The organism is Microbacterium istanbulense, assembly GCF_037204145.1.
Classification (GTDB): domain Bacteria; phylum Actinomycetota; class Actinomycetes; order Actinomycetales; family Microbacteriaceae; genus Microbacterium; species Microbacterium istanbulense.
In genome coordinates this window covers 150870-170170 of sequence record NZ_JBBDGN010000003.1, presented here as the reverse complement: position 1 = coordinate 170170, position 19301 = coordinate 150870, and the positions used below count along the sequence as shown (strand labels likewise).

Annotated in this window: 18 protein-coding genes; 6 read left to right on the top strand and 12 right to left on the bottom strand. The window is 68.8% G+C overall.

The window, feature by feature from the left end:
- Window positions 1–6: 6 nt before the first annotated feature.
- On the bottom strand, window positions 7–411 hold the full coding sequence (locus tag WDU93_RS05505) for a hypothetical protein (RefSeq protein ID WP_337318405.1): 405 nt from the start codon (window positions 409–411) through the stop codon (window positions 7–9).
- 205 nt (window positions 412–616) lie between these two features.
- On the opposite strand from WDU93_RS05505, the gene WDU93_RS05500 reads away from it, so the two are divergent.
- The gene (locus tag WDU93_RS05500) at window positions 617–865 is read left to right on the top strand and encodes a WhiB family transcriptional regulator (protein WP_071641453.1); all 249 of its coding nucleotides are present in this window, start codon (window positions 617–619) and stop codon (window positions 863–865) included.
- 67 nt (window positions 866–932) lie between these two features.
- Here WDU93_RS05500 and WDU93_RS05495 read toward each other — a convergent pair whose 3' ends face one another.
- A complete protein-coding gene (locus WDU93_RS05495; protein WP_337318394.1) occupies window positions 933–2408 on the bottom strand; it encodes a sensor histidine kinase in 1476 nt (491 codons plus the stop codon).
- 24 nt (window positions 2409–2432) lie between these two features.
- Window positions 2433–2819, bottom strand: coding sequence for an Rv3235 family protein (locus WDU93_RS05490; protein WP_337318392.1), 387 nt, complete (start codon window positions 2817–2819; stop codon window positions 2433–2435).
- A 159-nt stretch (window positions 2820–2978) separates the two neighbouring features.
- Here WDU93_RS05490 and WDU93_RS05485 point away from each other — a divergent pair, with 159 nt between their 5' ends.
- Window positions 2979–3575 carry a hypothetical protein gene (locus WDU93_RS05485; RefSeq protein WP_337318390.1) on the top strand — a complete coding sequence of 199 codons (597 nt, stop codon included), beginning with the start codon at window positions 2979–2981 and terminating at the stop codon, window positions 3573–3575.
- Between the two features lie 19 nt (window positions 3576–3594).
- Here the strand turns inward: WDU93_RS05485 and WDU93_RS05480 are convergent, their stop codons facing one another.
- The gene (locus tag WDU93_RS05480; protein ID WP_337318387.1) at window positions 3595–3873 is read right to left on the bottom strand and encodes a helix-turn-helix domain-containing protein; all 279 of its coding nucleotides are present in this window, start codon (window positions 3871–3873) and stop codon (window positions 3595–3597) included.
- Between the two features lie 97 nt (window positions 3874–3970).
- Here WDU93_RS05480 and WDU93_RS05475 point away from each other — a divergent pair, with 97 nt between their 5' ends.
- Window positions 3971–4591: an SAF domain-containing protein gene (locus WDU93_RS05475; RefSeq protein ID WP_337318385.1), complete on the top strand. Its 621-nt coding sequence runs from the start codon at window positions 3971–3973 to the stop codon at window positions 4589–4591.
- A complete protein-coding gene (locus WDU93_RS05470; RefSeq protein WP_337318383.1) occupies window positions 4588–5814 on the top strand; it encodes a CpaE/TadZ family protein in 1227 nt (408 codons plus the stop codon). Before WDU93_RS05475 ends, WDU93_RS05470 begins: the two co-directional genes overlap by 4 nt.
- Here the strand turns inward: WDU93_RS05470 and WDU93_RS05465 are convergent.
- Together WDU93_RS05465 and secA are read right to left on the bottom strand one after the other, a co-directional pair.
- Entirely contained in the window at window positions 5762–6985 is a 1224-nt protein-coding gene (locus WDU93_RS05465) for a pyridoxal phosphate-dependent aminotransferase (protein WP_337318381.1), read from the bottom strand. The two genes, WDU93_RS05470 and WDU93_RS05465, sit on opposite strands and share 53 nt — an antisense overlap.
- An 83-nt stretch (window positions 6986–7068) precedes the next feature.
- Window positions 7069–9861 carry a preprotein translocase subunit SecA gene (gene secA / locus WDU93_RS05460; protein ID WP_337318379.1) on the bottom strand — a complete coding sequence of 931 codons (2793 nt, stop codon included), beginning with the start codon at window positions 9859–9861 and terminating at the stop codon, window positions 7069–7071.
- 209 nt (window positions 9862–10070) lie between these two features.
- Between secA and WDU93_RS05455 the strand changes: the two genes are divergently transcribed.
- Window positions 10071–10739: a PadR family transcriptional regulator gene (locus WDU93_RS05455; protein ID WP_337318377.1), complete on the top strand. Its 669-nt coding sequence runs from the start codon at window positions 10071–10073 to the stop codon at window positions 10737–10739.
- A gap of 34 nt (window positions 10740–10773) precedes the next feature.
- Here the strand turns inward: WDU93_RS05455 and WDU93_RS05450 are convergent, their stop codons facing one another.
- Complete coding sequence (locus tag WDU93_RS05450; RefSeq protein WP_337318375.1) at window positions 10774–12138, bottom strand: HNH endonuclease signature motif containing protein; 1365 nt, start codon at window positions 12136–12138, stop codon at window positions 10774–10776.
- Window positions 12139–12283: 145 nt separating this feature from the next.
- Between WDU93_RS05450 and WDU93_RS05445 the strand changes: the two genes are divergently transcribed.
- Entirely contained in the window at window positions 12284–13606 is a 1323-nt protein-coding gene (locus WDU93_RS05445) for a coiled-coil domain-containing protein (RefSeq protein ID WP_337318373.1), read from the top strand.
- Between the two features lie 74 nt (window positions 13607–13680).
- Here the strand turns inward: WDU93_RS05445 and hpf are convergent, their stop codons facing one another.
- From hpf to mtrA, 5 genes are all read right to left on the bottom strand, one after another.
- Complete coding sequence (gene hpf / locus WDU93_RS05440; protein ID WP_337318371.1) at window positions 13681–14343, bottom strand: ribosome hibernation-promoting factor, HPF/YfiA family; 663 nt, start codon at window positions 14341–14343, stop codon at window positions 13681–13683.
- A 65-nt stretch (window positions 14344–14408) separates the two neighbouring features.
- Window positions 14409–15092 (bottom strand): ComF family protein, encoded by a 684-nt coding sequence (locus tag WDU93_RS05435; protein ID WP_337318369.1) that lies wholly within the window; start codon window positions 15090–15092, stop codon window positions 14409–14411.
- Between the two features lie 91 nt (window positions 15093–15183).
- Window positions 15184–16887 (bottom strand): LpqB family beta-propeller domain-containing protein, encoded by a 1704-nt coding sequence (locus tag WDU93_RS05430; protein ID WP_337318367.1) that lies wholly within the window; start codon window positions 16885–16887, stop codon window positions 15184–15186.
- On the bottom strand, window positions 16887–18581 hold the full coding sequence (mtrB, locus tag WDU93_RS05425) for an MtrAB system histidine kinase MtrB (RefSeq protein ID WP_337318365.1): 1695 nt from the start codon (window positions 18579–18581) through the stop codon (window positions 16887–16889). Before mtrB ends, WDU93_RS05430 begins: the two co-directional genes overlap by 1 nt.
- 9 nt (window positions 18582–18590) lie before the next feature.
- Window positions 18591–19271, bottom strand: coding sequence for an MtrAB system response regulator MtrA (gene mtrA, locus WDU93_RS05420; protein ID WP_337318363.1), 681 nt, complete (start codon window positions 19269–19271; stop codon window positions 18591–18593).
- Window positions 19272–19301 lie beyond the last annotated feature (30 nt).

Here is a 19301-nt window from a genome sequence, read left to right as displayed (position 1 = left end):
GCGCGCTCAGTCCGCGTCGGGGCGGTGCGTGCGCGGGTCGGAGCCGCCCTCGCGACGTGCGGTGAGGATGAGCAGCACGAGCCCGGCGACTCCGGCGACACCGAGGCCCAGTGTGAACGTCCACGGCACCGGCTGCAGCGACAGCGACGACAGCGCCAGGGCGATCGCAATCACCTGGAAGAGGATGCCACCCGAGCGCGCCCATGAGACGCCGCGCAAGACGCCGAAGCCGAAGGCGACCAGGGCCGCCGCGCCGATGAGCGTCAGCACCACCAGCGCTGCACCGGTGGGTGTGGACGAGGCCCGGCCCGAGGTGAGGGCGAAGAGTTCGAGCAGCGAGACGACGCCGAGGGCGACGCCTTCTGCCATGAGGACAACAGCGGCGGCGAGGGCCACTCCCGATCGACGCACGCATGCTCCTCTCAGGGGTTAGTCACAAAACCCTTGATTTCAGATTGTTTCTGTAACACAATGGAAACAGCCATGTGCTCCCACATCGGAGTGGGGCGAGCACTCGCTCGCATCACCAGGGTAGCGGAACCCGAACCGACGCCCGAATTCGAGCGCCGCAGATGCGACCGCCCACACCGAAAATCTCGATAAGAGGAGCCCCCCTATGGATTGGCGCGACAAAGCCGCCTGCCTGACCGTCGACCCCGAACTGTTCTTCCCCGTGGGGAACACCGGCCCCGCTGTCGACCAGATCGAGAAGGCCAAGGCAGTCTGCGCCACCTGCACCGTCACCGAGATCTGCCTGCAGTACGCTCTCGAGTCCGGCCAGGACTCGGGCGTGTGGGGCGGCCTGTCCGAAGACGAGCGCCGCGCCCTCAAGCGTCGCGCCGCCCGCGCCCGCCGCGCCGGCTGAGCCGCGACACCCCGACGAAGAAAAGGCCCCCGATCTCTCGGGGGCCTTTTCCATGTCTTCGGTCGCGTCAGGCCTTGATCCAGCGCAGCGGAATCTCGATGGTCACCTGGGTACCTTCCCCCTCCGCGCCCTTCCACTCGATCGTGCCGCCCAGCTCGCCCTGGATGAGGGTGCGGACGATCTGCGTGCCGAGCCCCTGTCCCACGCGCCCCTCTGGCAACCCGTGACCGGTGTCGGTCACGGTGACGCGCAGCGTCTCATCGGTGCGGGTGGCCTCGATCCGCACGACGCCCTCCTGACCGGCGAGGCCGTGCTCGACGGCATTGGTGACGACCTCGGTGAGCGCCAACGACAGCGGCGTCGCATACTCGCTGGGCAGCACCCCGAAGCGCCCCGCGCGCTCGGTGCGCGCCCGAGTGCTGGGCGCGGCGGCGACCTCGGCCACGAGCTTCAGCACGCGGTCGAACACTTCGTCGAAGTCGACCGTCTGCGACAGGCCGCTGGCGAGTGTGTCGTGCACCACGGCGATCGCCTCGACCCGGCGCATGGCCTGCGTCAGCGCATCGCGAGCCTCTTCAGAATGCGTGCGGCGGGCTTGGATACGGAGAAGTGAGGCCACAGTCTGCAGGTTGTTCTTCACCCGGTGGTGGATCTCGCGGATGGTCGCATCCTTGGTGATGAGTTCCTGCTCCTGGTGACGCAGCTCGGAGACATCGCGGCAGAGCACGATCGCGCCGATGCGTGTGCCGTGGTCTTTCAACGGAATCGCGCGCAGCGACACGGTCACCCCGCGCGCCTCCATGTCGGTGCGCCAGGGCGCCCGCCCGGTGACGACCACCGGCAGCGTCTCGTCGACCTGACGCGACGGCGGCAGGATGCGCGTGATCACCTCGGCCAGGGACTCGCCCTCGAGCTCGTCGTCGAAGCCCATCCGGTTGAACGCCGACAGGGCGTTGGGGCTGGCAAAGGTGGTGATGCCGTCGACGTCGATGCGGATCAACCCGTCGGAAGCGCGCGGAGCGCCACGGCGAGGGGCGGTCGGGGCGGCAAGGTCGGGGAACTCACCCGAGGCGATCATCCGGAACAGGTCATTCGCGCATTCGTCGAATGACATCTGCTGGCGTGAGGGCATCCGAGCTTCACCGAGGTTGGTGTGTCGGGTCAGCACGCCGACCACCGCGCGACTCGCGCCGGATCCGCGCACGATGGGCACCGCGCGCACCCGCGTCGGGGTCTCTTCGAACCAGTCCGGCGAGGAGGAGTCGACGATCTCTCCGCTCTCGAACGCCGCCTGCACCTGCGTGCGCCACTGCGGGCGAACACGCTCCCCCACGATGTCGCGGTAGAACAGGGTCGCCGGGCCACTGGGCCGGGAGTGAGCGACGGCGATGAAGGTGCCGTCTGCGGTGGCCACCCAGGTGACGATGTCGGCCGAGGCCAGATCGGCCAGCAGCTGGCCGTCGCCCGCGAGCCGATGCAGCCACTCGATATCGAGGTCGTTCAGCAGGCCCTGGGCTTGGATGAGATCACTGAGGGTTGACACCCCACCAGCCTAGGGGCGCGACGTTCAGAGGATCGCCAGCGACGTGGCGCGCCAGCGCCGGTCGAGTCCTTCTAGTCGAATCGCGACGGCCCTCGTGCGCCCGGGTCCTGCGACCACGATGGCGGCTTCGACCACCCCGTCGGCGGGTGCCGAGTGCCGGATCGACAGGATCTGGAAGTTGGGGCGGATCGGTGCCGTCCCTCGGGCGCTGCGAGCGCGGGCCGAGAGGTTGGCCCGCGTGACGAGCACACGATACGCATCCTCGTTGAACCAGCGGGCGAGTTGATCGACCTCCCGAACGCCGGCGAGCACCTCCAGAGCACCGTGCGTCAGGCTTCTCAGCAGCGGCTCCGGATCCGGCAGCTCCGCAGCCGGCGTCGGCTGTGGTGCGAAGTACTCGTTCAACATCATCGTCCGTGCCCCGATCCCCCCGGTCGTGGATGTGCCGCCCCCGTTTCGCGGTGCGGCGTCCTGAAAAGTAGAACACGAGTCACCGATATTCTGAACCCGACCCAAGAACCTGTGGATAACTCGCCCGGACGCGACGAACGATCCCCTACTGTCGGGCAGGTGGAATGGGAGCATCTCTTCGATGACCTCGAGGGTCAGCTCGCCGCGGAGTGGGAAGCTGAGCGCGCGGCGCTGGACGCCGAGTCTGAACGCCTGCGCATCTCCCGGCTTGCGCTGCGGGAGCGGTTGCGGATTCTCGCGTCCTCCGACGCCCGCGCGACGGTCGCACTGGCCTCGGGTGACCGGCTGACGGCCAGGGTCAGCGGACTGGGTGCCGACTGGGTGGGGCTGACGCCAGCCGATGACCCCCGACTGATTCTCGTGCCGATCGACGCGATCGAGCAGTTCGGCGTCGACCATGGCACTCTGCTGGCCTCCTTGGATGCCGAGCAGCCGGCAGCCTCGCTGCGCGAGCGGATGACGCTCGGCTTCGTGCTCCGTGATCTCGCCCGGCGGCGCGTTCCCATCCGCATGTCACTGCGTCAGGGCGACCCCCTCCACGGCACGATCGATCGCGCGGGCGCCGATCACCTCGACCTGGCTGTGCACGACCCCGGGGAACCCCGACGCACGCACACGGTGCGGGCACACCTGATGGTGCCGTTCGCCGCCATCGTGTGGGTGCGCGCAGAGTGGGCGGATGCCGGGATGCCCTGAACGCGGAAACCGCGCCCGCTCAGGCTCCGCGGAACGGCGTGGTACCCCACACCTCGGGGAAGCTCGCTTCGCTGGCCTGTCGCCATAGCGCCATCCGCCTGGCCTCTTCCGACTGCTCCGCGAGGTAGTCGGCGATGCTGGCCTCTTCCACGCGCCACCGCGGCGGCGAGCCGAGCTGCGCACCTCGCAACCGTCCTTCGAGCACGAGGGCGACGACCTCGTCGACCTCGATGTTGAGCAGCTCGGCGACCTGCGCGGGGGCAAGGAAGCGAGGTGCCGATGCGGGCGTGTGCGGCATATGCCTATTCTCCACCGAGAGGCCCGTTTCCGTCTCCCCCGACAGGCGTTGTGGATAACTTCTTCGACTCGATCGGGCGATCTGTGACGATGTCTGCATGATGACTCGCTCCCGGCCTCGACGCGCCTACTTCGTCGACGTTCGCTTCATCGTCGGCATCGTGCTGGTGATCGCCTCCATCGCCGGGGTCTGGGCCCTTGTCGCGGCGTCACGGCAGACCACGCCGATGCTGCAGGCGACGACGACGATCGTCGTCGGCGAGGCGCTCGATTCCGAGGACTTCCAGGTGGTCGAGGTGGGTCTGGGAACGCTGACTGACGACTACCTCGCCCCGCAGGATCTCGAAGCCGGCATGGTCGCCAGTCGTACCCTCGCCCGTGGAGAGCTGGTGCCGACAGCAAGCGTGACCGACGCCGACAGCGCCCGCACGACGACCATCGTCATCCCCAGCGCTGCCGCGATCCCGGCCGGGGTGAAGGAGGGCACGGTGGTCGAGCTCTGGCAGGCACCGCTGAAAGAGGATGGCCGTAGCTTCGACACACCGCGGATTCTGGTGGCCGATGCGGTGGTCGCCACCGTGGCCGAGAGCGAAGGGATGCTCAGTCAGGAGCGCACCGACGTCGAGGTCGTGATCGACCGCGCCGACGTCGCCTCCGTCCTGGAGGCGATGACCGGCGGCGCAGCGATCTCGCTCGTGCCGACGGGTGACGGCTCATGAGCGTCGTCATCCTGGCCGTCAGCCCCGAACAGTCGGCGGCGCTGGCCGCGGACCTCGAACTCGACGGCGCCGTCGTGATCGCCGTGTCAGGACCGGAACATGCCGGCGAAGCCGACCTGCAGGCTGCGGACGCCATCGTGCTGAACCCTGACCGTCGCACCCTCACGGCCGGCTTCGTGCGGGCCTGTGACCGTGCGGGCACGCGGATCATCGCCATCGCTGCGTCCGGCGCCGCTGACCCCGGCTCGTCCCGTCTGCTGGCCCGGTACGGCCTGCCCGCACCGCTTCCGGCTGACGCGGCAGCCTGGCAAGTGCTCGGCATGCTGGCCGAAGACGTACCGCCGGCACCGCAGACAGGCCGAGCGCCGTCACGGCTTCTCGCCGTGTGGGGGCCGCACGGCGCGCCCGGACGCTCGACCTTGGCGATCCAGCTGGCCGTCGAACTCGCCAGGGCCGGTCGGCGGTCTGCGCTGATCGATGCTGACACGACGGCGCCATCGCTCGCACTGCTGCTGGGGCTGGGAGACGAGTCGCCGGGGCTGGCGGCCGCCTGCCGCCGCGCCGAGCTCGGCAGTCTGGATGCCCCGGAGCTGGACCGACTGTCGACGCCGGTGGAGACCTCCGCCGGGGCCGTCGAGGTGCTCGGCGGCCTCAATCGCCCTGGGCGCTGGCCCGAGCTGGCGGCGGGGCGTCTGCGCTCCACGCTCGAGGCGACGCGGGGCTGGGTCGACGACAGTGTGGTCGACGTGTCGGCATCCTTCGACGACGAAGATGACGGCCTCGACCCTGGTGCGCCGTCGCGCCATGCGGCGACTGCCGTGTCATTGCGCGAGGCCGACCAGATCGTGGCCGTGCTCTCGGCCGACCCGCTGGGGGTGAGCCGCTTCCTGCGTGGGCACGCCGAACTGCGCCACCTCGTCGGCGCGACCCCGATCAGGGTCGTCGCCAACCGGGTGCGCCCCGGTCCGCTGGGCATTGACGCGCGCGGTCAGATCCGGCGCACCCTGGAGCGTTTCGCCGGGATCGACGAGGTGACCTTCCTCCCCGACGATCAGCGCGCGGTGGATGCCGCCGCGCTGCACGCGCGCCCGGTAGGCGATGTCGCCCCGCGCTCGGCGTTCGTGGCCGGCATCCGTCGCCTGGCCACGTCGCTGTTGCCGCGTGAGGCGGTCACTGCCGATAGCTCGAGAGGAAGTTCCCGAGTCGCTCGACGGCTTCGCTGAGCACGCGGGCCTCGGGCAGAGTGACCACCCGCAGGTGGTCGGGGGTGGCCCAATTGAAGCCGGTGCCCTGCACGAGCAGGATCTTCTCCGACACGAGCAGGTCGTAGACGAGCTTCTCGTCGTCACGGATCTCGTGCACGTTCGGGTCGAGGCGGGGGAACGCGTACAGCGCGCCTGCCGGGCGGACGCAACTCACGCCGGGGATCGCCTCCAGGCCCTGCCAGGCGATGTCGCGCTGCTCGGCGAGACGCCCCGTGGGCGCGATGAGGGCGTCGATGCTCTGCACACCGCTGAGCGCGGCCTGCACGGCGTGCTGGGCGGGGACGTTCGGGCACAGGCGAGTGGAAGCGAGCAGCGCGATGCCCTCGAGGAAGCCCTTGGCGTGCGACTTGGGGCCGGTGATGACGAGCCAGCCCGAGCGGTAGCCGGCGACGCGGTAGGTCTTGGACAGGCCGTTGAAGGTCAGGCAGAGCAGGTCAGGCGCGAGGGTCGCGGTGGGGATGTGCACCGCGTCGTCGAACAGGATGCGGTCGTAGATCTCATCGGAGAGCAGCAGCAGGCCGTTCTCCCGAGCGATCTGCACGATCCCCTCCAGGATCTCGCGGGAGTACACCGCGCCCGTCGGGTTGTTCGGATTGATGATGACGATCGCCTTGGTCTGCGGCGTCACCTTCGACCGGATGTCTTCGAGATCCGGCTGCCAGTCGTTATCCTCATCGCACACGTAGTGCACGGGCGTCCCCCCGGCGAGCGAGGTCATCGCGGTCCACAGCGGATAGTCCGGTGCCGGGATGAGCACCTCGTCACCCTGGTCGAGCAGCGCCTGCATGACCATCGTGATGAGCTCGGAGACACCGTTGCCGAGGAAGACGTCGTCGGGCGTGAAGCGGGGAAAGCCGGGCTCCTGCTCGTAGCGGCTGACGATCGCCCGACGTGCGGAGATGATGCCCTTGCTGTCGCTGTAGCCGTGCGCGGTGGGCAGCGTGGCGAGCATGTCGTGCACGATCTGGTGCGGAGCCTCGAACCCGAAGGTGGCAGGGTTGCCGGTGTTCAACTTGAGGATCTGGTGGCCCTCGGCCTCCAGACGCGCCGCCTCGATCAGTGCCTTGCCGCGGATCTCATAGAGAACGTTCTTCAGCTTGGAGGACTGGTCCAGGGTGCGGCGGGTCATTGATCCACACTACCGCCACGACGAGGTCGCCCCGACCGCCGTGACTCCCCTGAGCGGGGTGCCGCGGCGGTCGGGGCGTCGTGTCACTTCTTCTTCTTGGCCTGGGCGCGGCGCTGTTCGCGGTTGCCCGCGGCCGCCTCGGCGCCGGCGTCCGTGCGCTGGCCGAAGGCACCGCGCGGGGCATCCTCTGCCTGCTCCTGCGCCGCGGTCTCCTGCCGCAGGCGCGCGGTCGCCGCCTGCTGCACCTGGCCGCGCTCATTGCGCACCTCGACATCGCCCGAGTCGTTCGGCGCCGAGTACTCGAGCTTCTGCTCGGGCTGGCCATCGGCGAGACCCTTGGCCTCGACCTCGGTGACCTGGTCGTCGCCCGCGCGACGCACCTCGACCTCGAGGTTGTAGAGGTAGCCGACCGACTCTTCCTTGATCTGGCCCATCATCGCCTGGAACATGGCGTAGCCCTCGCGCTGGTACTCGATCAGCGGGTCACGCTGGGCCATGGCACGCAGGCCGATGCCGTCCTTGAGGTAGTCCATCTCGTACAGGTGGTCCCGCCAGCGACGGTCAAGCACCTGCAGCACGACGCGGCGCTCGAGTTCACGCGTGGCCGCCTCACCGAGCGACTCCTCGCGCTTCTCGTAGGCGATCGTCGCGTCGCTGAGCAGCTCCCGGGTCAGCCCGTCGGCCGAGATGCCGCCCTTGCGGCCGCCGGCCTCGGCGACGACCTCGTCGATCGTCACGCCGACGGGGTAGAGCGTCTTCAGCTCGGTCCACAGCGCGTCGAAGTCCCAGCTCTCGTTGTGACCCTCGCCGGTGTGATCCCGCACGACGCCGCCGATGGCATCTTCGATGAAGTGCTGCACGCGGTCTGCGATGTCGTCGCCCTGCAGGATGTGGCGGCGGTCTGCGTAGATCGCCTCACGCTGACGGTTGAGCACGTCGTCGTACTTGAGCACGTTCTTGCGCATCTCGGCGTTGCGCGCCTCGACCTGCGACTGGGCGCTACGGATCGCGCGGCTCACCAGCCCCGATTCGATGGGCACATCGTCGGGGAAGTTGGTGCGGGCGAGGATCGCCTCGGCGGCACCGGACTGGAACAGCCGCATGAGGTCGTCGGTGAGGCTGAGGTAGAAGCGGCTCTCCCCCGGGTCGCCCTGACGCCCGGAGCGACCGCGCAGCTGATTGTCGATACGACGCGACTCGTGGCGCTCGGTGCCGAGCACGTAGAGGCCGCCGGCCTCGGTGACCTGCGCGCTCTCCTCCTCGACCTGGGCCTTCATCGCCTCGTAGGTCTCATCCCACGCGGCCTCGTACTCCTCCGGCGTCTCGGCCGGGTCGAGACCCTTGGACTTCAGCTCCTGCACGGCGAGGAACTCGGCGTTGCCGCCGAGCATGATGTCGGTGCCTCGACCGGCCATGTTGGTGGCGACCGTGACGGCGCCCAGCTTGCCGGCACGGGCGACGATCTCGGCCTCACGCGCGTGGTTCTTGGCGTTGAGGACCTCGTGCTTGACACCCTTCTTCGCGAGGAGCCGCGAGAGGTACTCGCTCTTCTCGACGCTGACCGTACCGACGAGCACGGGCTGGCCGGCGGCGTGACGCTCGGCGATGTCTTCGACGACCTGCGCGAACTTGGCCTGCTCGTTCTTGTAAACGAGGTCCGGCTGGTCCTTGCGGACCATCGGCCGGTTGGTCGGGATGGGCACGACGCCGAGCTTGTAGGTCGACATGAACTCGGCCGCCTCGGTCTCGGCGGTACCGGTCATGCCGGCGAGCTTGTCGTAGAGGCGGAAGTAGTTCTGCAGCGTGACGGTGGCGAGGGTCTGGTTCTCGGCCTTGACCGGCACGCCCTCCTTGGCCTCGATGGCCTGGTGGATGCCCTCGTTGTAGCGGCGGCCGACGAGGATGCGGCCGGTGTGCTCGTCGACGATCATGACCTCGTCGTTCATGACGACGTAGTCGGTGTCCTTCTTGAACAGCGCGAGCGCCTTGATCGAGTTGTTCAGGAACGAGATGAGCGGGGTGTTGGCCGACTCGTAGAGATTGTCGATGCCGAGGTAGTCCTCGACCTTCTCGATACCGGGCTCGAGCACGCCGACGGTGCGCTTCTTCTCGTCGACTTCGTAGTCTTCGCCGGCCTCGAGGGTGCGGGCGATCTTCGCGAACTCGGCGAACCAGCGGTTGGCCTCGCCCGACGACGGGCCGGAGATGATGAGCGGGGTACGGGCCTCGTCGATGAGGATCGAGTCGACCTCGTCGACGATCGCGAAGAAGTGCTCGCGCTGGACGAGGTCTTCCTTGCGCCAGGCCATGTTGTCGCGCAGGTAGTCGAAGCCGAACTCGTTGTTGGTGCCGTAGGTGATGTCGGCGGCGTACTGCTCGCGGCGCACCGCGGGGGTCTGCCCCGAGACGATGATGCCGGTGGTCATACCGAGGGCGCGGTAGACGCGGCCCATGAGCTCGGCCTGATAGCTGGCGAGGAAGTCGTTCACGGTGATGACGTGCACGCCCTTGCCGGCGATCGCGTTGAGGTAGGCAGGGAAGGTGGCGACGAGAGTCTTGCCCTCACCGGTCTTCATCTCGGCGATGTTGCCGAGGTGCAGGGCAGCGCCGCCCATGATCTGCACGTCGTAGGCGCGCATGTTCAGGGTGCGCTTGGCGGCCTCGCGGACGGCGGCGAAGGCCTCGGGCATGAGCTGGTCGAGCGTCTCGCCCTTCTCGTAGCGGGCCCGTAGTTCGGCGGTCTCGTTGCGCAGCTCGTCGTCGGTGAGCTTCTCGAAGTCGGACTCGAGCTCGCCGACGGCCTTGACGATCTGCTTCAACCGGCGCAGCACGCGACCTTCGCCTGCGCGCAGGAGCTTCTCGAGAGGGTTCGCCACGGATGTCTCCTTGGTTTCGGGTGCCGGCGTTGTTCCGCGCCGGGCATATGGTGCCATGTTACCGGCCCGTGACCTGCGCAGAACCTACGAGCCGACGTGCGCCGCGACGCCCAGGGCGAACACGACACGCCGCACGGTCGTTGTATGGGTGGTGTTTTCCGAGTACGCATATACCGAGAAACCCGATACCCGCAACGCACGGAGCGCCGATGTCAGTTCGCCAGAGTCTGCTGGCCATCCTCGACCAGGGGCCGTGTTACGGCTACCAGCTGCGGGCGGAGTTCGACCGGCGGACCGGGTCGACCTGGCCACTGAATGTCGGTCAGATCTACAACACCCTCGAACGGCTCGAACGCGACGGCCTGGTCGCCAAGGGCGAGGTGGATGCCGCCGGGCATGTCTACTACCAGATCACGGATGCCGGTCGCGACGACGTGCGGGCCTGGCTGGCCGCCCCGGTGGAGCGCGCGACGGGCACGCGGGATGAGCTGACGATCAAGCTGGCACTGGCGGCGACGCTGCCCGGCGCAGACGTCGCTGCGATCGTGCATGACCAGCGTGTGGCATCGCGCGCGGCCCTGGAGCGGCTGCGCAAGGAGCAGGATGCCGCGCCCGCGGCGGAGACCGCCGCGGCGCAGCCGGGGGCGCAGCCAGACGGCGGAGCGCTCGCTCGCCGGCTCGTCACGGAGGCCATGGCCCTGCAGATGGAGGCCGAGCTGCGCTGGCTGGATCAGGTGGAAACAGCCCTGGGTGGCCACGCGCCGCACGCGCTGGCCCTGCACATCAGCGCAGACAAGCCGCGCCGGGGTCGTCCACCACGGCTTCCCGACGCCGGGAGCGGCGTCACAGAGCCGGCCATGCCACTCCTTCGCGGCTAGCTCACGCCTTCTCGGCTAGCTCACGCCTTCTCGGCTAGCCGACCGCAACCGCCGCCATGTCAAGGTCGAACCGCGCACGACCACCCAGACGCGGTGTGCGCTCCGGATCGACATGTGGCGGCGGAATGAACCACACGCGGGCGGCGACGCCGCACCCGTCAATCCGAATCTCCCAGCCATTGTCGTGAATCCGGTGATGGCACGTCTCACATAGCAGAATGCCGTTGCGCAGGTCGGTCCGACCTGTGTCACGCTGCCACCAGTCGATGTGATGGACCTTCGTCATCTCCGGAGGCAGCGCGCACATCGCGCACCCGCCGTCACGCTCGGTCAGCGCCAGCTTCTGGGAGCGGCTGAACAGCCGACGTCGGCGCCCCCAGTCGAGCACCTCACCCTCGCCACCCATCACCCAGGGAATCACACCGCCGTCTGCGGCCATCCGCCGCACCGCGGAGATACTCACCGGCTGATCGGTGCCATCGATCCTCGCGACGCCGTCACCTGCACACAGGTCGTCGAGGCCGACACGCACGATCACGGTCGCCCCGGCCAGCGGCAGCTCGTCGCCCTGGCGCTCCAGCGCCTGCGCGCAGATCAGACTCAGAGCGTCCGCCTGCAGTTGCTCGACCGAGCGGCGATCAGCATCTACGGCATCCGGCTCCACCGCAGCCGTCCGCGCGGCGAACGCCGCCGTCACGTACCCGCGAACGGCCGCCTTCACCGGGGCGGCCGTGGCCGCATCGGCCACCAGCTCGAGATGGAACAGGCCGTCGCGCTCCCACATCCGGGTAGAGCGCTTCGCGCGCAACTCCTCTTCGCGCGGAGGCATCCCATCGGGGTCCAGCCAGGCCTCTGCGCGCTGCAGCAACCGCCGCATGTCGTCCACCGCGAGCCCCGGAGCCTGGCGCACCAGCAACCGCTCCCCCTCGGCGATCCGCACGGCTCCCGCCGCGACGCGCACCCGCTCCAACATCGCGACGATCAGGGCAGCGACCTGCGCACTCACCGTTCCTGCCGCGAGCGCGGCCTGCACAGCCGGATACCGCGAGGGCAACCGATCGCCGATGAGGTTGGTGCGTGCCGCCGTCGCCTCCCCCACCTTCACCAGGCGCAGGGCATCTCCCGTCGACCCGCCGGTCGTCGCCGCGATCAGTTTCGCGGGCGTGCGAAAACCCTGCTCCTTCGCCAGCGACCCGGGGCCGAGCTCCGGCCGTGACTCGTGCGCAATGCCCGCCGCGACCTCAGCATGCACGGCATCGACCCGCCGCTGGAGCACCCCGATCGCAGCATTCACGGCCACCAGCTGTGCCCGCGACAGCTCGGTCGCATCGGCCGCCGCGCCCCACGCCGCATCGAGCGAGGCAACGGCCTCGCGAAGCGGGGAGAGGTGGTTCGTCATGCATCCATCATCTCAGCGACCACCGACATTATCGAAGATATCTTTCGTCTTTTTGTTCTAGATATCGGCATTCCGGCATCCTCCGTTCACCCAGGGCGAAGTCGACACTCGGCATCCTTTCGACCCACGCCCGTAGGATCGATCCATGGCCGGATTCTGGGGCAAGCGCAAACGTGAACAAGAAGCTCAGGATGCACAAGACGCCGATCTCGCGCGTCGCGCACAGCAGGCGCTCGTCGCCGCCGACGAACGCATCCGCACCACCACTGACGAGCTCGCCTTCGCCCAGGCCGAGCTCGGCGACGTTCTGACCTCCGATCTCAAGGCTGCGCTGGACGCGGTGCGCACGCACCTGCAGGAGGCCTTCCACCTGCACCAGCTCAACCACGACGAGATCCCCGACACGGCAGAGGAGCTACGCACCCGCAACGCGCGGATCATCCAGCTGTGCGACTGGGCGGAAGACCTGCTCGACGAGAAGACGTCCGCGCTCGCCGAGACCGTCGCGAAGGTGCGTCGCGCGCCGGAGATCATCGCGCAGCTGCGCACCGAGGCGGAGGCGCTCAGCGCACGCCTCCCCCAGGCCCGTGCCACCATCGAACGGCTGTCGACCCGGTACGCCGAATCGGCCATGCACCGGATCGCGTCATCGGCCGACGAGGCCGCGCAACTCATCTCCTTCGCCACGCATGGCGCCGACGTCTCCGAGCGCCGCCGCGCGGCGAAGCAGAACGCCGAGGCGAACCTCGCGCTGGAGACCGCAACCGAGGCCACGCGGCGCGCGAGCGCGATGCTCGACGCCGTGGAGGACTTCGAGATCGAGGCGCTGCGCGCCGAATCGACTCTGGCCGACGTCGTCGCCGACTCGCGCGGCGATATCGTCGCGGCTCGCAACGCCCCGCAGACCCCCGAGGTACAGGCCGCCACGGTGAAACTCGAAGCAGCGCTCTCCGCGCTCGCCCCGACCGGGTCGATCAACGATCCGTTCACCGAACTCTCCTCGCTGCGCGGCGCGAACACCGCCCTCGACGATGCGATCGCCAAGGCCCGTTATCGCCTGGAGAACCCGCTCCCTTCGCTGCAGCAGGTGCAGCACGCGCTCGACGATGCCGACCGGCAGCTGGGTGTCGCGCGTGGCCTGATCGCCGGGCACCGCGGTTGGATCGGCGCCGATGCGCGCACGCGTCTGGCCGAGGCCGAGCGCCTGCGCGTCGACGTTCCCGCGCTGCTTCCGGCCGAAGACACGCGTGAAGAAGCACTGGCCGGCGCCCGCCGTGTGGCACAGCTAGCCTCCGAGGCGCTGCAGCTCGCCCAGCGCGACATCGACTCCTCGCGTCCCCGCGACGACGGCTGGGGTGGTGGCGGCGGCTGGGGCGGTGGACGCCGCGGAGGTGGCGGAGGCGACATCGTGCAGGGTGTGCTCGGCGGCCTCGTGATCGGCAGCATCCTGGACGGCATCTTCGACTGACGCCGATCGCCACAGGCATCCGCAGACAACGAAAGGCCGGCCCCGAGAATTCTCGGGGCCGGCCTTTCGTCAGGTCAGGACGCCAGTTCCTCCTCAACCGGCGGGGCCTGGGTGGTCAGTGAGATGACGCCGTAGTCCCAGCCCTTGCGCCGGTACACGACGCTCGGGTGGTCGCTGCGGGCGTCGACGAAGAGGAAGAAGTCGTGTCCGACGAGTTCCATCCGGTCGACGGCCTCTTCGACGGTCATCCATTCGGCATCGAAGTTCTTCGTGCGGATGACGACGGGCGAATAGACATCTTCCTCAGCGTCGACCTGCACGGGCACCGACCCGGTCGCGACGGCCCGCAGCACATCGACCGATGCCGGCTGCACGTCGATTCCTTCGAGCGAGCCGCTGCCCTTCTCGAAGTGCGCACCGCGCGGGTGGTTGCGCCCATCGATGCGCTTCTCCTTGGCCCGGCGCAACTGCTCGGCGAGCTTGTCGATGGCGAGATCGAAGGCGGTGAACTTGTCTGCGTCGATCGCCTCCGCCCGCACCACCGGCCCCTTGCCGAGGAGCGTGAGCTCGACGGTCTCATCAGGAACACGGCCGTTGCGGTAGGCGCGATGAGTGACCTTGATCTCGAGTCGCTGTGCCCGCGGGGCGAGCGTCGCAATGCGAGCGATCTTCTCCTCGACAACCGTACGGAACCGATCGGAGATGCTCACTCCGACGCCGACGATGCTCGTTTCCATCACTGCCTCCTTGTCCCGGTCCGCCCGGCCAAGGGCGGACCGTGGTCGCCTTGTGAACCCCTACGCTAGTCGCCCCTCCCCCTGTTGTCACCATCCATTTCTGCCGTGTCGCGAGAGGTTCGATCGAGCCGCGGAGTGGCGGCGAGCGCGACCGCGCCACGCACCCGATGACCGGCCGCAGACAGCGCCCTGGCCGCCTCATCGATCGTCGCCCCGGTGGTCACGACGTCATCGACGATCACGACGTCCTGCCCTCCCCGAGGGGCGGATGCACGCATGCTCCCGGCCACGTTCCGGGTTCGCTGTGCGCGTCCGAGTCCGCGCTGGTCACCGACGGTGCGCACGCTGCGCAGCAGTCGCTCCGGCCTCGCCCCTGCGCGGCGGATGAGGAGTTCTGGCACTCGGTACCCGCGTCGCCGGAAGGAGACGCGACCGGTGGGCACCGGCACCAGGAGGGCAGGTTCGTGTGCCGCGAGAAGGTCACGCAGCGCCAGCCCGAGCGGCCGGGCGAGCAGGGTCATGCCGTCTTCTTTCACCCGCCGGATGCAGCGCGCAGGCACCCCCTCGTACCGCAAGGCCGCACGCACCGGGATACCGCCGGGCGTGCGCGTTCCCACGGGATGCGGGCGCAGCTGCAGGCGGCAGCGCTCGCACAGCAGCGTGCCTCCCCTCGCGCACCCTGGGCACTCTGCGGCGAGCAGAAACGCAAGCACCTCCGCACCGAGGTCACGCCAATCGTCGGCATCCATCCCTCGAGCATCCCCGACCGGCACCCGGCGCGGGCGCCGAGCGCCGGAGCCTGTGGACAACTCGGTCGGCTGCGTGCGGTGAGGAGGACGATCAGAGTCCGGCGTGCGTGCCGAGCACCAGGATGCCGTCGACACCCTCCTGCCACGACGAGCCGCGCTGGGCGTAGACGACGCCGTCGTCACCGAGCACACGCACCCAGGCCATCGCCTTCGCCCCCGCGATGGACTGCGCCCGCGGTGGGGCCGCGACGAAGGATGCGGGGCCGCCCACCTGCTGCGTGATCACGAGGGCGTCCTCGCCACCGGTGAGCACCATGACCGCGTCGGGGCCGAGCCAGGCGAGACCTTGGGCGGGAGCGGCGACGCGGCCGATCTCGTGCACCTCCCCGAACCCCGTGGGTGCCCCGTTGTCATCGCGCAGCACGGCGGCCACCACGATGCGACGTTGACCGCCGACGGTGACGATGGCGGCGATCCTGGTGCCGTCGGCAGCGATGCGCTGGTGACTGATCGCCGAGGCATCCGGCCACGCCTGAGCGATGCGTTCGCTCTCCACCTGGGGTGTCCAGGCGAGTACAGCCTGCGGGTCGTCGCGGGGAACCGTCCAGGTGTAGCCGAACGGGTCCATGGTGGGGGCGATGAGCCCGGGACGGGCGTCGAGTTCGACGCGTTCACCCTCACTCACGCCGAACACGGCTCCGTTACCCAGACGCGCGGCCGCGCGCGTGCCGTCGGCCGCGACATCGATGTCCAGGATCGGATCGGTGATCTTCGCGATCTCGGCCGTAATGCCGGGAAGCGGCACGACCTCGTCGCCCACAGCGCTGCCGAACGCCTCGTCGGTGAGGACGAGCACACTGGGTTCGGGGGCGGCCTGATCGACCTCGACCAATCCCGCCTCGAGCGGAGCGCCGTCGACCGTGAAGCGCACCTGGGTGATGCCGAGCTCCGACAGGCTCGCCTCTAGTTGTGTGCGCATGCGGGCAAGCGTCACCGGCTGCACGGCCAGCGCGGCGCGGCCCAGCGCGACCTCGGCGACCTGTGAGGCATCCACCGGCACCGAGTCACGGGCCAGCTCCACATCGCCACTGAAGGCGGTGCGCACGGCTGGCGCCAGCCAGCCGCTGGGGTCGCCACCGATCACCGCCCTGGTGATCGACGTGGCCATCGAGCCCAGTCGCGGAAACCAACGCGCATCAGGCACCAGGCGTGACCAGGTGGAGTCGAAGTACTGCAGCACATGCTGGTCGTAGACCTGCGCGAAGCTTTCCTGGTCGAGCACGATCCCGTCCGGGGCATCGTCGATGCGCCACTGCTCGTCTTCACCGAGCACCAGACGGAACGCGCTCTTTGCTGTGCCTGGCGCCGGCGTGTACGCCCCGGCTTCGTCGAGGCCGGCGACCTGGTCGAGTGTCACCGAGACGTCGGCGGCACTGCCGACCTCTTCGGTACTCGGTTCTTCGGCGGTGAACTGCCGAGAGGAGAGCGAGGCGTCAATGGTCACACCGGTGTCCGGATGCCACTCGCTCGCGAACTCCGGCGTCAGAAACTGCCGGGCCGTGCTCCAGCTCTCGGTCGGCGTGACACCGGCCTCGAGGAACCCGACGACAATCTCTTCCGGCGAGGCCCCGGGCGCGGGGCCCGAGGCCTCGAGGTTGGGGTCGAACTCGGAGAGTTCGTCATCGAGCGCGAGACCGACATTCACCGGGCCACTGGTGGGCAGACCGGTACAACCGACGACGACGAGCCCCGCCGCCACGACGGCGATGGCCCTGCCCAGTCGCGACTTCCTCATCACCGCGGACCCCCCAGATCGTCGATCGGATCGGTCAGCTCGTCGAGCCGCACGATCGTGGTGATCGGCATCGTCGCCGTACCCAGGTCCGTCAATGTCTCCTGCGGCTCGAGGGGCACGGGGCTCGGACCGGAGAGACCCTCGGCCGAACGCGGAATGGTCAGCACGAAATTCGTGCCGACCCCCAGTTCCGACCACACCTCGAGCGCACCGCCGTGCAGCTTGGCGTCACCGAGTGCGATCGAGAGGCCGAGGCCCGTGCCGCCGATCGTGCGCTTGCGCGACGGGTCGGCCCGCCAGAAGCGGTCGAACACCCGCTCAGCATCCTCGGGGCGCATGCCGAGCCCGAAGTCACGAACTCCGGCAGCCACCGCGTGCTGGTTGCTGTCGACCGTCACCACGATGGGGCGGCCCTCACCGTGCTCGATCGCGTTGCCGACGAGGTTGCGCAGCACCCGACGCACCCGACGCGGATCCATATCGACGGGCGAATACCCGCCGGGCGCCACGAGGCGCAGCTCGGTGCCGTGGGTGTCGGCGAGCGGACGCATCTGCTCCACGATCTCTTCCGCGAGCTGGGCGAGGCTCGTCGCCTCTTCTTCCAGCTGTACCGAGCCGGCGTCGTACCTGCTGATCTCCAGCAGGTCGGCGAGCAGGGTCTCGAAACGCTGCACCTGCGTGTGCAGCAGTTCGGCCGTGCGGGCCGTGGTGGGGTCGAAGTCCTCGCGCTGATCGTTGATCATCTCGGCGGCCAGCCGGATCGTCGTCAGCGGCGTGCGCAGCTCGTGAGAGACATCCGAGACAAACCGCTGCTGCACCAGTGACAGTTCGCCGAGCTCCTTGATCTGCGACTCGATGCTGTCGGCCATCGCGTTGAACGACCGGCCCAGGGTCGCCATCTCGTCTTCGCCACGCACCGGCAGACGCACCTCGAGGTCGCCAGCCGCCAGACGTGCGCTCGTCTCTGCCGCTTCGATGATCGGCGTCGACACCGCGCGGAGCACGAGCCAGGAGATCGCCGCGACAATCGCGACCAGGCTGATGCCAGCGACCCACAAGGTGCTCTGCACGAACAGCAGGGTGTTGTCGGCGTCGATCAGGTCGTAGGCGATGTACAGCTCATAGACACCGATCTCCGGCACTCGCAGCTGCTGTCCGACGACGATGCCGGGCGCACTAGAACCGTCCGCCTGCGGGATGGGGATGGACTGCCAGGCCTGCCGGTCGTCAAGGTCGGTCACCCGGGCCCGCAGCGCATCGCTGAGCTGATCGGCGGAGAGGTTGTTGGTGAAGCCGCTGGGGGCCAACGCACCCTGATTGATGTCGGAGGGGAACGCCGCGACCATCGTCGACGACGACGACCGGCCGATCTCCTCCTGCACGTCGCGCCACAGCGCGAGCATGGCCCCGCGGTCATCGCCCACCTCGCCGGAGTCGAGGATGCGCTGCGCCTGAAGCGTGGCACGCCAGGCATTGTCGAGCGCCTCGTCCTTGCGCGACTCGAACAGGTCGTTCTGGATCACGAGGGCCGTGATCACACAGGCGATGAAGATCGCGAAGGAGGTCAGGGCGAGGGTGACCGCGACCGCCCGGAAGCGCATCGAGTGGCGCCACAGACCGACCAGGCTCGTCGGCCAGGATCGCATGTCGCGCCACAGCGCTGCCTGCTGGGGCGTCGAAGTCGTCCCCGTCATCGGAGGCTCCTAGCTGACGCTCCCGGCGCGATAGCCGACGCCGCGCACCGTCATCACGATCTTCGGGTTGTCGGGATCGAGCTCGACCTTGGCCCGCAGGCGCTGCACGTGCACGTTCACCAGTCTGGTGTCGGCCTTGTAGTGGTAACCCCAGACCTGCTCGAGCAGCATCTCGCGCGAGAACACCTGCTGCGGCTTGGATGCCAGCGCCACCAACAGCTGGAACTCCAGGGGCGTCAGCGCGATCGGAGCAGTGCCGCGACGCACCTCGTGCGCGTCGACGTCGATCACGAGGTCGCCGATGCGGAGCACTTCGCTGGCCGTCTGCGGCGCAGGGCGCAGCCGGGTGCGGATGCGGGCGACGAGCTCTTTGGGATTGAACGGCTTGACCATGTAGTCGTCGGCACCGACCTCCAGTCCGCGCACGACATCGGCGGTGTCGCTGCGAGCGGTGAGCATGATGATCGGGATGCCGGACTCAGCCCGGATCCGGGTGCAGATCTCGATGCCGTCCATGCCGGGAAGCATGAGGTCAAGCAAGACCAGGTCAGGACGAGTGGTGCGCCATTCCTCGACGGCTCGCGCGCCGTCGGCGCAGAACGACACGTCGAATCCCTCGGTCCGCAGCACGATGCCGATCATCTCGGCAAGTGCTGTGTCGTCATCGACCACGAGGATGCGTGAGGTCATTTCCGCCCAGCCTCATCTTTCTTCACGGGT

What these genes read in the sequence shown, in the direction of transcription:
- WDU93_RS05500 (WP_071641453.1), top strand. Translation starts at nt 617, where the DNA reads ATGGATTGGCGCGACAAAGCCGCCTGCCTGACCGTCGACCCCGAACTG.
- WDU93_RS05490 (WP_337318392.1), bottom strand. Translation starts at nt 2,819, where the DNA reads ATGATGTTGAACGAGTACTTCGCACCACAGCCGACGCCGGCTGCGGAG.
- WDU93_RS05480 (WP_337318387.1), bottom strand. Translation starts at nt 3,873, where the DNA reads ATGCCGCACACGCCCGCATCGGCACCTCGCTTCCTTGCCCCCGCGCAG.
- WDU93_RS05475 (WP_337318385.1), top strand. Translation starts at nt 3,971, where the DNA reads ATGATGACTCGCTCCCGGCCTCGACGCGCCTACTTCGTCGACGTTCGC.
- WDU93_RS05470 (WP_337318383.1), top strand. Translation starts at nt 4,588, where the DNA reads ATGAGCGTCGTCATCCTGGCCGTCAGCCCCGAACAGTCGGCGGCGCTG.
- WDU93_RS05465 (WP_337318381.1), bottom strand. Translation starts at nt 6,985, where the DNA reads ATGACCCGCCGCACCCTGGACCAGTCCTCCAAGCTGAAGAACGTTCTC.
- WDU93_RS05455 (WP_337318377.1), top strand. Translation starts at nt 10,071, where the DNA reads ATGTCAGTTCGCCAGAGTCTGCTGGCCATCCTCGACCAGGGGCCGTGT.
- WDU93_RS05450 (WP_337318375.1), bottom strand. Translation starts at nt 12,138, where the DNA reads ATGACGAACCACCTCTCCCCGCTTCGCGAGGCCGTTGCCTCGCTCGAT.
- WDU93_RS05445 (WP_337318373.1), top strand. Translation starts at nt 12,284, where the DNA reads ATGGCCGGATTCTGGGGCAAGCGCAAACGTGAACAAGAAGCTCAGGAT.
- hpf (WP_337318371.1), bottom strand. Translation starts at nt 14,343, where the DNA reads ATGGAAACGAGCATCGTCGGCGTCGGAGTGAGCATCTCCGATCGGTTC.
- WDU93_RS05435 (WP_337318369.1), bottom strand. Translation starts at nt 15,092, where the DNA reads ATGGATGCCGACGATTGGCGTGACCTCGGTGCGGAGGTGCTTGCGTTT.
- WDU93_RS05430 (WP_337318367.1), bottom strand. Translation starts at nt 16,887, where the DNA reads ATGAGGAAGTCGCGACTGGGCAGGGCCATCGCCGTCGTGGCGGCGGGG.
- mtrB (WP_337318365.1), bottom strand. Translation starts at nt 18,581, where the DNA reads ATGACGGGGACGACTTCGACGCCCCAGCAGGCAGCGCTGTGGCGCGAC.
- mtrA (WP_337318363.1), bottom strand. Translation starts at nt 19,271, where the DNA reads ATGACCTCACGCATCCTCGTGGTCGATGACGACACAGCACTTGCCGAG.